Origin of the sequence: Tunturiibacter lichenicola (assembly GCF_051013355.1) — a bacterium.
Taxonomy (GTDB): Bacteria; Acidobacteriota; Terriglobia; order Terriglobales; family Acidobacteriaceae; genus Edaphobacter; species Edaphobacter lichenicola_F.
Genome location: NZ_CP132944.1, coordinates 823,628 through 836,884 on the forward strand (window position 1 = coordinate 823,628; position 13,257 = coordinate 836,884).

Below are 13,257 nucleotides of genomic sequence, written 5' to 3' on the forward strand. Positions count from 1 at the left end.
ACCAGTGCCCGAAGTAGGGCTGCAGACGCAAGAAGGCCGGAGGAATGCAGATCCTCCGGCCTTCTTGCATTTCTTGTATCGACTAATACTATTGTTGAGGTGGAGGAGGAGGAGGCGCGCCTTGCCCTCCCTCATGGCTCTCCCTGCGCTCTCGCATCTCTGCCTGCAGGGCGTCATACTTGGTCTTTTGATCATCAGTCAGCACGCCGCGAATCTTGTCCTGGGACGCCTTGTGGATGTCCATCATCTTTGCGTGCTTGTCGGCCTTCGGCGTTGCGGTGTCATTGCGAAGAGCCATCATCTGCTGTCGCGTGTCATCGTCAATTGCCTTCACCTGAGACACCTGATCGGGCGTAAGGTTCAGCTTCTTGGTCAGAAACGCCAGCTGATGCTCTTCGCGCTGTCCCTGATCGTGTCCGCCGTGTGGTGGACCAGCCTGATCTTGCGCAGCCGGCGCACTCGGTTCCTGGGCCATTGCCGGCAGTGCGCTCAGCGCTGTCGTACACAGGGCCATAAAGGCTACTTGCAATATTGGTTTGCGGAATATCGTCATCATCGGATTCTCACTCTCATACCATCATTCGCCGGAAGAGCTTCTCCGGTGGTCCATCTAGCGATACAGACGCACTTTTTCTGCAAAGGTTCCTGCTGCAGCAAAAATTCACACTGGCTTTTACATGCCGCGTTCGGGCTGAAAGCAGTACGGGTCTCCATGCGCGGCCGCATAGGCCTCTACCACCTTCAAAAAGGCCAGCGCCGCGTGCGAAAGACTGGCCTGCCGACGGTAGACCAGCCTCAGTTTGCGTTCGATCTGCAACTCCGGTACCTGTACCCGCACCAGCGCCCCGCTCTCCAGCTCCGTGCGAACCGTCAGGCCAGGCACCAGTGCTACGCCATTCCCCATCTCGACAAACCGCTTGATGGCTTCGAGCGACGGCAGCTCGACCCCCATCTGCAACGGAGTCTTGTGCCGTTTGAATGCTTGAATCACCTTCTGACGCTGCGGAGATGGGATGTTGTGTGCAATGAAATTCTGCGCTCCCAACTGCCGAATCGAGACCTTTCCCGCACCCGCAAGGGCATGCCGGGGATTTACCACAAAGGCGAGCTCATCTCGATACACCACCATCGATTTGACCTGCGTATCGTCGGGTCGGAACGAGAGCACACCAATCTCGACTGAGTGCATCAGCACCTCGTCCGAGATTCGGCTCGCCAACGTGCGCTGCACCGCCAGTTTGATCCGCGGATTCTGCCGCCGGAACTCGTCAAGCAGCGGCAAAAGATAGAGGCAGGTGTACTCATTCGCTGCAAGATTCAACCTTCCCCGATGGAGCTCCCGCAGCTCGGTCAGAGCGCCGGCGGCTTCATTTCGCAGATTCAGCAACTTAGATGCATACTCCCGTAGCACCTCGCCTGCGTCGGTCAGTGTTCCGTCCCGCGACGACCGCTCGAAGAGCACCTCACCAAGCTCCCCTTCGAGTTTGGCGATTGCCTGACTCACCGCTGGCTGAGTACGATGGAGTCGTGCTGCAGCCCGTGAAAAACTTCGCTCCTCCGCCACTGCCAGAAACGTCTCCATCTGGACTAAGTCCAATCGTCACCTCCATGCGGCGGAGATTTTCAAGTCGAATGCCGCAATTAGAATTTCTGATACACCTGCAAACCATCATAAGCATGCGTTATGATAACGTCCAGATCGAGAGTGTTAACTCCTATGTCCTCGCATAATCAAATCGTCTTCTTCGATACCACCCTCCGGGACGGCGAGCAGTCCCCCGGTTGCACCATGCACCACGATGAAAAGCTGCGCATGGCCCACCAGCTCGCAGCCCTCGGCGTCGACGTTTTAGAGGCTGGTTTTGCTATCGCCAGTCAGGGCGACTCCGACTCTATCCGGATGATCGCTCGCGAGGTTCGTGGGCCGCGCATTGCATCCCTGGCCCGCTGCAAACGCGAGGACATTGAAGCCGCTGCCCGTTCCATTGAGCCAGCCGAAAAGGCCCGCATTCACACCTTCCTCGCCTCGTCCGACCTTCATCTTGAAGCTAAGCTGAAGATCACGCGCGCCGAGGCCCTCGATCAGGCCGCAAACTCTGTTCGTCTTGCGCGTACCTTCGCCGACGACGTCGAGTTCTCCGCCGAGGACGCCACCCGCACTGACCCCGACTTCCTCATCGAAATCGTTACCGTTGCGGTCCAGGCCGGGGCGACTACAATCAACATCCCCGATACCGTCGGCTACACAACGCCCGACGAGTACGCCGCCACGTTCCGCATGCTAATCGAGAAGGTTCCCGGCATCGACGACGTTATTCTTTCCACGCATTGCCACAACGATCTCGGTATGGCCGTAGCCAACACACTTGCTGGCATCCACGCAGGAGCGCGACAGGCCGAATGCACGATCAACGGCATCGGCGAACGCGCTGGCAACGCGGCGCTAGAAGAGATCGCCGCGGCACTCATGGTTCGTCGCGACAAGTTGCCCTATACAAACAACATCAAACTGAACCAGCTCTTCCCCACCAGCCAGATGCTCGCCGAATTCATCAGCTTCGGCTGCTCGCCAAACAAGGCTGTCGTCGGTGCCAATGCATTTGCGCACGAGTCCGGCATCCATCAACACGGCATGATGGCCAACCCACTGACCTACGAGATCATGACACCAGAGTCAGTCGGCGTCCCGGCCACCAACATGGTGTTAGGCAAACATAGTGGCCGCCGTCTGCTTGAGCAACGCCTCGTCGAACTCGGCCACACCCTTACGCGCGCTCAACTCGACGATGTTTACCACCGCTTCACCGAACTTGCGGACCGCAAAAAATCCATCTACGACCAGGACTTGCTCGGTTTGCTTCATAGCGACAAGTCCGCCGTCGCTACTCACTAGCCACTCGCCAAAGGAAGAGCGTCATGCGCCTCAAAATTGCAGTTCTCGCCGGCGACGGCATCGGCCCCGAAGTCACACAGCAGGCAACAAACATCCTCCGTGCCGTAGCTGAGTTAGGCGGGCACGAGTTTATCTTCGTTCCTGGACTCATTGGTGGCACCGCTATCACCGAAACCGGATCGCCGCTCCCCACCGCAACGCTCGATGCAGCGCTCGAATGCGACGCTGTCCTGCTAGGCGCTGTTGGTGATAACAAGTTCAACTCTCTGCCGCCAGACAAACGTCCCGAAGCTGGTCTCCTGCAGATTCGCCAGGCGCTTGGAGGCTTTGCCAATCTGCGCCCTTCCATCGCGTACTCCGCGCTTGCTGAAAGTTCCCCACTGCGTCCTGAAGTCACCAAAGACGTCGATATTCTTTTTGTGCGCGAGTTGCTCGGCGGCCTTTACTTTGGTGCTCCACGCTGGTGGAACCGTGAGTCCGACGAGGCGATCAATACGATGCGCTACACCAAGGCTGAGGTCGTCCGTGTTGCCCGCGTCGCCTTCGAACTCGCCAGCAAACGCCGTCAGAAAGTCACCTCCGTCGACAAAGCCAACGTTCTTGAGGTTTCACAGCTTTGGCGCGCAACAGTCACGGAGGTCGCCAAAGAATACCCTTCTGTCACGCTCGAACATCAGCTCGTCGATTCCATGGCGATGCACATCATGAATATCCCCCGCAACTTCGACGTCGTTCTCACCGAAAATCTCTTTGGCGACATCCTCTCTGACGAGGCCGGTGTCATCACTGGGTCACTTGGTATGTTGCCCTCCGCCACCATTGGCGGCGCAGTCAATCTCTATGAGCCCGTCCACGGCAGCGCACCTGATATCGCGGGAACAGGAAAGGCCAACCCGCTCGGCGCGATTCTTACTGCTGCCATGGTTCTTCGACACTCGGCAAACCTTGAGCAGGATGCCAAAGCTGTCGAACTCGCAGTCCACCAAGTTCTCAACGCTGGCTATCGTACGGCCGATATCGCTCGCGGCCAGCAACCGGGACAGACTCCGGTCAGCACGCAGGAGATGGGTAAGCTCGTCCATCAGGCTCTGGCAGAATCCATCGACCGCCGCCAGGCCATGCACGCCGTATGAATGCACCATTGAGCCTGCGGTCGAAGTCGATCCTGATGAATTGTGCTGTCACAGTTGCACTGATCTACAAACTCTGGAGAGGTGCGCCAATCGCCGTCGTTGTGATCGTTGGGCTCTTCATGTTCACACTCGTCAACCTTGTCATGTTCTTTACTGCAAGAAAATCAGCCCCGAGAAATGGCTAATCTTTCGTGACTCTTCGCTACCAACTCGCCGTTACTCTGCTTGCTTTGGCGCCGTTTGCAACGCGTGCGCAAATATCTTCTCCTCAGATCAAGAGGGATAAGAAACCGCCAAAGGAAAACGTGGAGTGGCTCTGGCAATACGGGCCGCCACCCGCGGACGGACGCGAAACCGCCCTCGTCCTCGATAACCGCTTCCGTCCATTTCTAGCGCAATATCTCACTGCTCCTCAAACCTTCTGGGGTAATCCAAAGACTGGTTACAAGACCCTCGACGAAACCGCGCTCGACTTCCTCTCTGTACCCGACAAAGTGATCGCCGACGAAAACCGCTATCTCTCCATCACTGGCTGCGTCTTTCGATTCTGTCCTGCACGCGGCCTGCTCTGGGTGGACCTTGGACTTCCACATCCACTCATTGCCTTCGCCGCGATTGATTGGATCAAAGACAGCAAAACGCCGAACGAGCCCGGCGCGGAATATACCCTTTGGGTCTTCCCAAATCACCCGATAGACCCTGACCACATCCCCGCAGCGCTGATCCACAGCGTTGCACGTTGGACTGCGCATCCGCCCACCGGTAGCACGGTCATACAGCAGATAAAAAATGCCATCCTCGTCGACCCCGACGGCGCACCACATCAAATCAAACCAGCCGACATCGGCGCGAACACATTTACCAGACCAGAACCCGAACAAAAGGCACAACCATGAGCACACCCAAAACACTCTTCGAAAAAGTATGGCATCAACACCTCGTCGCCGAGCCGCAGGGTGAACCCAGCATCCTCTACATCGACTTGCACCTCGTCCATGAGGTCACCAGCCCACAAGCCTTCGACGGGCTCCGCATGACAGGCCGTAAACTACGCCGCCCTGACCGCACGGTCGCAACGGTCGATCACAACGTGCCGACCAGCAGCATCGAAGATCGCCTCCACATCGTCGACCAGATCGCTCACAAGCAAATCGAAGCATTGCGCAAGAACTGCGCCGACTTTGGCGTTGAGCTATACGATGTGCAGTCGCCGAATCAAGGAATCGTCCACATCATTGGCCCGGAGCTTGGTCTTACGAAACCTGGGATGACTATCGTCTGCGGCGACTCGCACACCAGCACGCATGGAGCATTTGGCTCACTCGCATTCGGCATCGGTACCAGCGAAGTCGAGCACGTCATGGCCACGCAGACTCTGCCGCAGGACAAACCGAAGACTTTTCGTATCAACGTGGAAGGCGTGCTCCCCAACGGCGTCACCGCTAAGGACATTATTCTCCACATCATCGGCCAGATCGGAACTGCTGGAGCCACCGGCAACGTCGTCGAATACGCTGGTTCAGCCATTCGTGCTCTCTCCATGGAAGGCCGCATGACTATCTGCAACATGAGCATCGAGGCTGGGGCTCGCGCCGGTATGATCGCCCCCGACGCCACCACCTTCGCTTATCTCAAGGGTCGGCGCTTCTCGCCGACTGGGGCCGCGTGGGATGAAGCCGTAGCGCACTGGTCTAAGCTTGTAACAGAAGAGGGAGCAATCTTCGACCGTGAGCTTACGATAAATGCTGCTGACATTACCCCCACTGTTAGTTGGGGAACGAGTCCCGGCATGGTTACGGGGGTCAAGAACACTGTGCCCCTCGCCGATCCCGCCGCGAGCGAGGCTGATCAAAAAGCATTCGAACGCGCATTGGAATATATGGGTCTGCATGCTGGAGAACCCATCGAAGAGATTAAGATTGACCGCGTCTTTCTTGGTTCCTGCACCAACGCGCGCATTGAGGATCTTCGTGCCGCAGCATCCGTTGTGCGCGGCTACCGCGTTGCTACAACGGTTCGAGCAATGGTCGTCCCTGGCTCTCAAGCCGTCAAAGCGCAGGCTGAACAGGAAGGTCTCGACAAGGTCTTTACCGCCGCCGGCTTCGACTGGCGCGAGCCCGGTTGCAGTATGTGCCTGGGAATGAACCCCGACATTCTCGCCCCCGGCGAACGATGCGCCTCCACCAGCAACCGTAACTTCGAAGGCCGCCAGGGCCGTGGTGGCCGCACGCATCTTGTATCACCGCAGATGGCCGCCGCGGCGGCGATCACTGGTCACTTCACCGACGTCCGCACCTGGCAGTTCAGAGATCAGACAGCACAGAAGGAGGCGAAGTAATGCAGCCTATCAACATCCTTTCCAGCCACGCCGTGCCGCTTGATCGACCCAACGTCGATACCGATCAGATCATTCCCAAACAATTTCTCAAACGCATCGAGCGCACTGGCTATGGCGACTTCCTCTTCTACGACTGGCGCCGTATTCAGGAAGGCCCCAACGCAGGCGAGCCTCATCCTGACTTCGTCCTCAACAAGCATCATCACAAAGGCGCGAAGATCCTCATCGCCGGAAAAAACTTCGGTTGCGGCAGTTCGCGCGAACACGCGGCGTGGGCTCTCACCGACTATGGCTTCCTCGCCGTCATCGCCCCGAGCTTCGCCGACATCTTCTTCTCCAACGCCGGCAAGAACGGCATGATCCTCGTGCGCCTTTCTGAGGCAGATGTACAAACTCTCATCGAGCGCTCAGAAAAAAATCCAGCGCACAAGATCACCATCAACCTCGAAGCCCAAACCGTCAACGACGACCAGAATTTCAACGCCCACTTCGACATCGACCCCTTCCGCAAATACTGCCTATTGAACGGCCTCGACGATATCGGACTCACCCTCCGCCACGAGGCTGAACTCGACGCATTTGAATCGAAGCATGATTCAGAATTTTGGCTGAAACCTCGGCCCGTCACAGCTTGATTCACGTGAACTACTAAACTAGCTCCCCGGAAAGGCCGCCTTTTGAGTAACGAAATCAATCCGAAGAAAAATTCTATTGTCCTGACTGAAGGGCCGTCCCGTGCCGCTGCCCGCTCTTACTTCCGCAGCGTAGGCTTCACCAAAGAAGATCTGCACAAGCCCATCATCGGCATTGCCAATACGTGGACCGAGATCGGCCCTTGCAACTTCCATCTGCGCAAAGTCGCCGAGGCAGTCAAGCAAGGCATTCGCGAAGCAGGCGGCACACCGATGGAGTTCAATACCGTCACCATCCACGACGGCATCACCATGGGCACGCAGGGCATGAAGGCTTCGCTCATCTCCCGCGAGGTCATCGCTGATTCGATCGAACTCGTTGCTCGCGGCAATTCGTTCGACGGCATCGTTTGCATCGCAGGTTGCGACAAGAACATGCCGGCCGCCATTATGGCGCTCGCCCGCCTCGATATCCCCGGTCTCATGCTCTACGGGGGAAGCATCGCTCCTGGCGCGCTCAAACAGCCCGACGGCACCACAAAGGAGATCACCATCCTTCAGGTCTTCGAAGGCATGGGAGCGCACGCTGCCGGCAAGATCAACGACGACGAACTCGAAGCCCTCGAAGCTGCCGCCTGTCCTGGCCCTGGAGCCTGCGGCGGCCAGTTCACCGCCAATACGATGGCGATGGCAGGCGAGTTTCTAGGCATCTCGCCGATGATGATCACTGGCGTCCCCGCGATGTCGCCCGAAAAACATGAGGCCTCCCGTCAGGCTGGCCGACTCGTCATGGACCTCGCCCGCGCCGGTCTCACTCCGCGTAAGATCGTCACCCGTCAGGCTATCGACAATGCAATTGCGGCCGTCGCGGCCTCAGGCGGAAGCACCAACGCCGTGCTCCACCTCATCGCCATTGCGCATGAGTTCGACATGCCGCTCACGATGGAAGACTTTGATCGCATCTCCGAACAGACGCCGTTCATCTGCGATCTCTCGCCGGGCGGCAAATACGCTGCAAAGGACTATCAAGAGGCAGGCGGCTCTCGTCTTCTTGCGCAACGCCTCATCGAGAGGGGTTTGCTCAAAGGCGACAGCATCACTGTCACTGGCAAGACACTCGCAGAAGAGGCAGCTCTCGCCGTTGAAACCGTCGGCCAGCTTGTCATTCGCACCTGGGAGAATGCGCTGAAGCCAACTGGCGGCCTCGTCATCATGCGCGGCAACCTCGCCCCTGATGGCGCAGTCATCAAGGTTGCAGGTCACGAGCGCATTCATCACACCGGTACCGCACGAGTCTTCGAATCAGAGGACGATTGCCACGCCGCCGTCGAAGCAGGAAAGATTAATCCCAATGACGTCCTCGTCATCCGGTACGAAGGCCCACGCGGCGGCCCCGGCATGCGCGAGATGCTCGCTGTCACTGCGGCTATCAAAGGCATCCCTTCTCTGTCTGAAACCGTAGCTCTTCTAACCGATGGCCGTTTTTCCGGAGCCACTCGCGGCCTGATGGCAGGCCACGTCGCTCCCGAAGCCCAACTCGGTGGACCCATCGCTGCCGTTCACGAAGGCGACACCATCACCTTCGACATCCCCAACCGCAAACTTACTCTCAACGTCCCCGAAGCCGAGATCGCCAAACGCCTCGCCGCATGGAAGGCCCCCGAACCACGCTTCAAACGCGGCGTCTTCGCCAAATACGCCAACAGCGTCAGCAGCGCATCGCTGGGGGCCGTCACCACATAGACGTTGTCTGAAGGACGGCCTAAAACTGCCGCATCCACTGGAATTGGGCTGCAGCACCGGAGGTGATCTTGGGCCCGATATTCAAATTCGATGCTTCAATCATGCACCTCCCGTTGAAGTAAAGGAGCACTAGATGTCTAAAAAAAATCAACACCCGCAACTCACCGGAGCTGAAATCATCTGGGCCACACTAGTCGGTGAAGGCGTGGACAAAGTCTTCGGCTACCCCGGCGGGGCTATTCTCCCCGCGTACGACGCGCTGCGGAAGTTTCCCATTCATCACGTTCTTGTGCGTCATGAGCAAGGTGCTTCGCACATGGCAGACGGGTACGCTCGTGCGTCGGGGAAGGTTGGCGTTTGCATTGCCACCAGCGGCCCTGGTGCTACAAATCTTGTCACCGGCATTGCGACGGCGATGCTCGACTCCATCCCTATCGTCTGCATCACGGGTCAGGTTGGCAGCAAAGTTTTGGGCTCGGACGCGTTTCAGGAGATCGACATCACCGGCATTACCCTGCCGATTACGAAGCACAACTACCTTGTGACACGTGCGGAAGATATCGCTCCTGCGATTCGCGAGGCCTTTCAGGTTGCGTGCTCCGGCAGACCTGGCCCTGTCTTGATCGACATCACCAAGGACGCCCAGCAGGCCACAGCATCGTTCAACTTCGATGCCGCAGCTCCCGCGCCCTATAGACCTCACCCGATGCTGCGTGCCGAGTCGTCTTCGATCCAGCAGGCTATTGAACTCATCCACAGTGCAAAAAAGCCTGTCATTCTTGCCGGCCATGGCATCACGCATTCAGGCGCGGAGGCTCAAGTGCTCGCCTTCGCAGAACGTCAGCAGATTCCTGTCGCGAGCACACTGCTTGGTCTTGGTGCGTTTCCGACCTATCATCCGCTTTCGCTGGGGATGATGGGGATGCACGGTGAGTCGTGGGTCAATCACGCGATTCAACAAGCCGATCTGCTGCTTGCTTTCGGTATGCGCTTTGATGACCGCGTGACGGGCAACCTAGCTCAATACGCGCCCAATGCGAAGAAGATCCACATCGAAATTGATCCTTCTGAGATCAACAAGAATGTCAGAGCGGACGTCGCACTCATCGGCGACCTCAAGGAGGTTCTCGAGCTTCTCCTCCCGCTGCTCGAATCTGCGGATTACGTGCTTAATCAGGGCAAAGCCGCATTCGGCGACGGCGTTGATGGGAACCGCCCATCGACTGGCGATTCTGGTAGTCTGCGCCAGGGCGGAGCAACAGGAAACGTTCCACGTGCAACTGCAGCGTGGCTCCGCGAGATCAAAGCGATGAAGGGCGATGCGGCTGTTCGCGACATCATCAATCTGCCTGACAATGGCCATCTTTATGCAGCCCATGTCATCAACGACATCTGGCGCGAGGCTCATGCCGCTGGCCGTGCTGATCAAACCATCATCGTTACAGATGTTGGGCAGCACCAGATGTGGGAGGCGCAGTATTACAAGCATGATTCGCCGCGTTCGCTGATCACCAGTGGTGGGCTTGGAACGATGGGTTTTGCGCTTCCGGCGGCGATTGGTGCGAAGGTCGCTTGTCCTGAAAAGGATGTTTGGGTTATCGCTGGGGACGGTGGTTTTCAGATGACGGCTTCGGAGCTTTCGACCATTGTTCAAGAGGGTTTGGCGATCAATATTGCTGTGATTAATAACGGGTTTCTGGGGATGGTTCGGCAGTGGCAGGAGGCGTTTTATGAGAAGAACTACGCGGCTTCGCCGATACTTTCGCCTGACTTTGTGAAGCTGGCGGGGGCGCATGGTATTGATGGCGCGCATGTTAAGGAACGCAAGGATGTGACTCCGACTGTTACAAAGGCGCGGACGAGCGGTAAAGCGTTTCTTATCAACTTTCAGGTGGAGAAAGAGGATGGGGTTTATCCGATGATCGCTCCTGGGTCGGCGCTGCATGAGATGGTTCGGCGGCCGGCAAAAGACCCTCTTCTGGAGACGGCGGATGATAAATAATATGCGGGTTTCTGCAGAAAAAGTTGGACGTGGTGGTTGAGAAGAAAATGCGTCATTTTCCTTTGTTTTTTGAGGGGTGTTTTAGGAAAAGTGGTGTGCAAAACGTGGTTTTTTGCATGGTAATTCGTGGTGAGTTGCATGGTGAACGTGGTGTTTTGGCAGCCATATTTTGACCGCCGAAAAATACGCCACGTTTTTCAGATATTTTTTGCTGGATTCCAAATTGAAAGCTTCTTAGCAGACAGGACGAACGATGCCACATCCCTTCGTAGCACCTGCAACGGATCAATTCGGCAATCTCCTTCGAGCGACCACGTTTCTGTTTGTCGCTTTGGCGTCGGTTGGCGCACTGGCTCAGCAGCCAACCATTCACATCAAGGTGATCAACGCGGTGACGAACCTGCCCATTGCGGACGAGAGGTTGAATGTGGCAATTCGTGCGAATCAGATTGGGTCTGTCGCGATGGCCACCGACAAGACTGGCAATATCGACGTCGTCACAGGGAAGGATGGTATCGTCCGCATTCTCGCGAATATGTATGCCGACTGCCGGCCACGTGCAGAGCTTTATACGAACTACTCTGTCGCGACGATTTTGAAGACGGGGATCACGACGGGCAATCTGTGCAGCGGTGCGAGTCCGGCAGCAAAGCCTGGCCAGTTGATTCTCTTTGAGACTCCGAAGACCTACATCCCAAGTTACCCTGCGCCTCCACTGCCGCCACCGCCACACAGTAACTGATGAACGCATCCTGCGATGTCGCATCACTTCAAGAGACGAATTTGACCCAGCCTCTCCAACTCGAAACGCCTCGCCTTCTGCTTCGCCGCTGGAAGGAGGCTGATCGTGTGCCTTTCGCTGCGATGAACGCCGATCCGGTGGTGATGCGGTTCTACCCTGGCCCCTACAGTCGGCAGGAGAGTGATGAGGCGATCGATCGCTATCTTGTCGCCTTCGAGCATGTCGGGTACAGCTTCTTTGCAGCGACCCTGCGCGAGACAGGTGAGTTCGCCGGAACGATCGGCCTACAGCAGTTGCGGGATGAGATTCCGAATCTGCCGCAGCCTGCGGTCGAGATTGGCTGGAGGCTCACGCAGGCCAGTCAGGGGCGAGGGTTGGCGACCGAAGGGGCGCTGGCCATTGTCGACTTTGCCTTCAATCAACTTGCTCTGCCCGAAGTTGTCGCAATTACTGCTCTGCCGAACCATCCGTCGCGCCGGGTTATGGAGAAGGTCGGCATGACCTATCGTCCCGAGTTTGACTTCAATCATCCCCGTGTTCCCGCGGGTCACCCGTATGAGCGGCATGCGCTCTACCGTCTACGCAACCCTAACTGCAGCGAGGCCACATCCTCCGCTTCGTCGCGCATCGAAATCGCGGGGGGTGGATGAAAGCTCCTGTCTTGACTCTTCCTCTATCTAATTGGCTGCTGATTATCGCTGCAACTATCTTTATCAGCTCAGCATTCTTGGCACTGATTTTCGACGCACGCACATGCTTTTGGGTTTCGTTGCTCGCAACAGCAATCTTTATCGTTGTCGCGGTTCGAGGATACACTTCACGCCTCCAAGCGTTCTTGTATTCAGGACTAGCTGTGCTCGCATCCTCATGGTGTGCTTACGGTGTATGGCACTTGCTGATTCAATATAGGCGGCCCCTTGCAGGTGGAATCGACTCATTTGCTGGCCCACTCTCGGTCTTCGCGATTTCAACCTGTCTCTTAGGACTTACCCTCTACATAACCGGTGTGTGGATGTTCACACGCCGAGACACCCCATTCATCCAGCGCTTTTCAAAACAGAGAGCACTTTGGATCATCGGAACAGCTTTACTCTTTACGTTCAGCTACTTTGCAAATCAATTGGAAGGCATATAGATGCTCCACACATTCGTAGCTCTGGTTTCTGATAAGCCCGGCGTTTTGACGCGAGTTGCTTCGCTGTTTCGACGTCTCAATATCAACATTGTTTCGCTCACCGTGGGTGAGAGCGAGCGTGCCGATGTGTCGCGCATGACGATTGTGTGTGAGGCTCCCGATCATGCTGCGCATCGGATTCGTGCTTCGCTTTATAAGCTGGAGATTACGGTGGATGTGGACGAGGTTGGGCGATCAGAGGCCGTCATTCGTGAGCTTTGTCTCATCAAGATTGCGGCTGGGCCTAAGACTCGGTCGCAGATCTTTGAATTGGCTACAGTCTTCAAGGCGCGTGTGGTCGATCTTGCGCCGGAGTCGGTGATGCTTGAGATGACCGGGGCTGCAAGCAAGATTGAAGGGCTGATTCAGGTGCTTACCGAGAGTGGGTACACGATTCTTGAGGTTTCGCGTACAGGGCGTATGGCTATGCGGCGCGGTCATCATACTAGCCGTGTGCTTAAGGCGCTTGGCACGCCTGACCATGATCATAGTGATGAGACTTCTTTTCCTGAAAAGCCTGAGCCGGATGAGATTTTGCCGAATGAGTTTGCAGAGTAGTGGACTTGAAGTGGATGGAAAAAGACAAAGACAGGGATCCTT

At 56.8% G+C, this 13,257-nt stretch carries 12 protein-coding genes; 10 read left to right on the forward strand and 2 right to left on the reverse strand.

Annotated features, from left to right (window positions below; genetic code table 11):
* Positions 1-88: 88 nt before the first annotated feature.
* Together RBB82_RS03510 and RBB82_RS03515 are read right to left on the reverse strand one after the other, a co-directional pair.
* Positions 89-556 carry a Spy/CpxP family protein refolding chaperone gene (locus RBB82_RS03510; RefSeq protein ID WP_433973737.1) on the reverse strand — a complete coding sequence of 156 codons (468 nt, stop codon included), beginning with the start codon at positions 554-556 and terminating at the stop codon, positions 89-91.
* A gap of 117 nt (positions 557-673) precedes the next feature.
* Positions 674-1,597: a LysR family transcriptional regulator gene (locus RBB82_RS03515; protein ID WP_433973738.1), complete on the reverse strand. Its 924-nt coding sequence runs from the start codon at positions 1,595-1,597 to the stop codon at positions 674-676.
* 120 nt (positions 1,598-1,717) lie between these two features.
* Here RBB82_RS03515 and RBB82_RS03520 point away from each other — a divergent pair, with 120 nt between their 5' ends.
* The 10 genes from RBB82_RS03520 (at position 1,718) to ilvN (ending at position 13,215) form a co-directional block, all read left to right on the forward strand.
* Positions 1,718-2,893: a 2-isopropylmalate synthase gene (locus RBB82_RS03520; protein ID WP_433973739.1), complete on the forward strand. Its 1,176-nt coding sequence runs from the start codon at positions 1,718-1,720 to the stop codon at positions 2,891-2,893.
* A 23-nt stretch (positions 2,894-2,916) separates the two neighbouring features.
* The gene (leuB, locus tag RBB82_RS03525) at positions 2,917-4,026 is read left to right on the forward strand and encodes a 3-isopropylmalate dehydrogenase (protein WP_433973740.1); all 1,110 of its coding nucleotides are present in this window, start codon (positions 2,917-2,919) and stop codon (positions 4,024-4,026) included.
* Positions 4,027-4,217: 191 nt separating this feature from the next.
* Positions 4,218-4,922 (forward strand): hypothetical protein, encoded by a 705-nt coding sequence (locus RBB82_RS03530; RefSeq protein ID WP_433973741.1) that lies wholly within the window; start codon positions 4,218-4,220, stop codon positions 4,920-4,922.
* On the forward strand, positions 4,919-6,364 hold the full coding sequence (gene leuC / locus RBB82_RS03535; RefSeq protein WP_433973742.1) for a 3-isopropylmalate dehydratase large subunit: 1,446 nt from the start codon (positions 4,919-4,921) through the stop codon (positions 6,362-6,364). Before RBB82_RS03530 ends, leuC begins: the two co-directional genes overlap by 4 nt.
* Positions 6,364-6,999 (forward strand): 3-isopropylmalate dehydratase small subunit, encoded by a 636-nt coding sequence (gene leuD / locus RBB82_RS03540; RefSeq protein WP_433973743.1) that lies wholly within the window; start codon positions 6,364-6,366, stop codon positions 6,997-6,999. The genes leuC and leuD overlap by 1 nt, the downstream gene beginning before the upstream one ends.
* Positions 7,000-7,041: 42 nt before the next feature.
* Positions 7,042-8,739, forward strand: coding sequence for a dihydroxy-acid dehydratase (ilvD, locus tag RBB82_RS03545; RefSeq protein ID WP_433973744.1), 1,698 nt, complete (start codon positions 7,042-7,044; stop codon positions 8,737-8,739).
* A 133-nt stretch (positions 8,740-8,872) separates the two neighbouring features.
* Positions 8,873-10,741: a thiamine pyrophosphate-binding protein gene (locus RBB82_RS03550; RefSeq protein WP_433973745.1), complete on the forward strand. Its 1,869-nt coding sequence runs from the start codon at positions 8,873-8,875 to the stop codon at positions 10,739-10,741.
* A 253-nt stretch (positions 10,742-10,994) separates the two neighbouring features.
* The gene (locus RBB82_RS03555; RefSeq protein ID WP_433973746.1) at positions 10,995-11,483 is read left to right on the forward strand and encodes a hypothetical protein; all 489 of its coding nucleotides are present in this window, start codon (positions 10,995-10,997) and stop codon (positions 11,481-11,483) included.
* A 41-nt stretch (positions 11,484-11,524) separates the two neighbouring features.
* Positions 11,525-12,133: a GNAT family N-acetyltransferase gene (locus RBB82_RS03560; RefSeq protein WP_433973747.1), complete on the forward strand. Its 609-nt coding sequence runs from the start codon at positions 11,525-11,527 to the stop codon at positions 12,131-12,133.
* 485 nt (positions 12,134-12,618) lie between these two features.
* The gene (gene ilvN, locus RBB82_RS03565) at positions 12,619-13,215 is read left to right on the forward strand and encodes an acetolactate synthase small subunit (protein WP_433973748.1); all 597 of its coding nucleotides are present in this window, start codon (positions 12,619-12,621) and stop codon (positions 13,213-13,215) included.
* Positions 13,216-13,257: the final 42 nt, after the last annotated feature.

What these genes read in the sequence shown, in the direction of transcription:
- RBB82_RS03510 (WP_433973737.1), bottom strand. Translation starts at nt 556, where the DNA reads ATGATGACGATATTCCGCAAACCAATATTGCAAGTAGCCTTTATGGCC.
- RBB82_RS03555 (WP_433973746.1), top strand. Translation starts at nt 10,995, where the DNA reads ATGCCACATCCCTTCGTAGCACCTGCAACGGATCAATTCGGCAATCTC.
- RBB82_RS03520 (WP_433973739.1), top strand. Translation starts at nt 1,718, where the DNA reads ATGTCCTCGCATAATCAAATCGTCTTCTTCGATACCACCCTCCGGGAC.
- leuD (WP_433973743.1), top strand. Translation starts at nt 6,364, where the DNA reads ATGCAGCCTATCAACATCCTTTCCAGCCACGCCGTGCCGCTTGATCGA.
- leuB (WP_433973740.1), top strand. Translation starts at nt 2,917, where the DNA reads ATGCGCCTCAAAATTGCAGTTCTCGCCGGCGACGGCATCGGCCCCGAA.
- ilvN (WP_433973748.1), top strand. Translation starts at nt 12,619, where the DNA reads ATGCTCCACACATTCGTAGCTCTGGTTTCTGATAAGCCCGGCGTTTTG.
- RBB82_RS03550 (WP_433973745.1), top strand. Translation starts at nt 8,873, where the DNA reads ATGTCTAAAAAAAATCAACACCCGCAACTCACCGGAGCTGAAATCATC.
- leuC (WP_433973742.1), top strand. Translation starts at nt 4,919, where the DNA reads ATGAGCACACCCAAAACACTCTTCGAAAAAGTATGGCATCAACACCTC.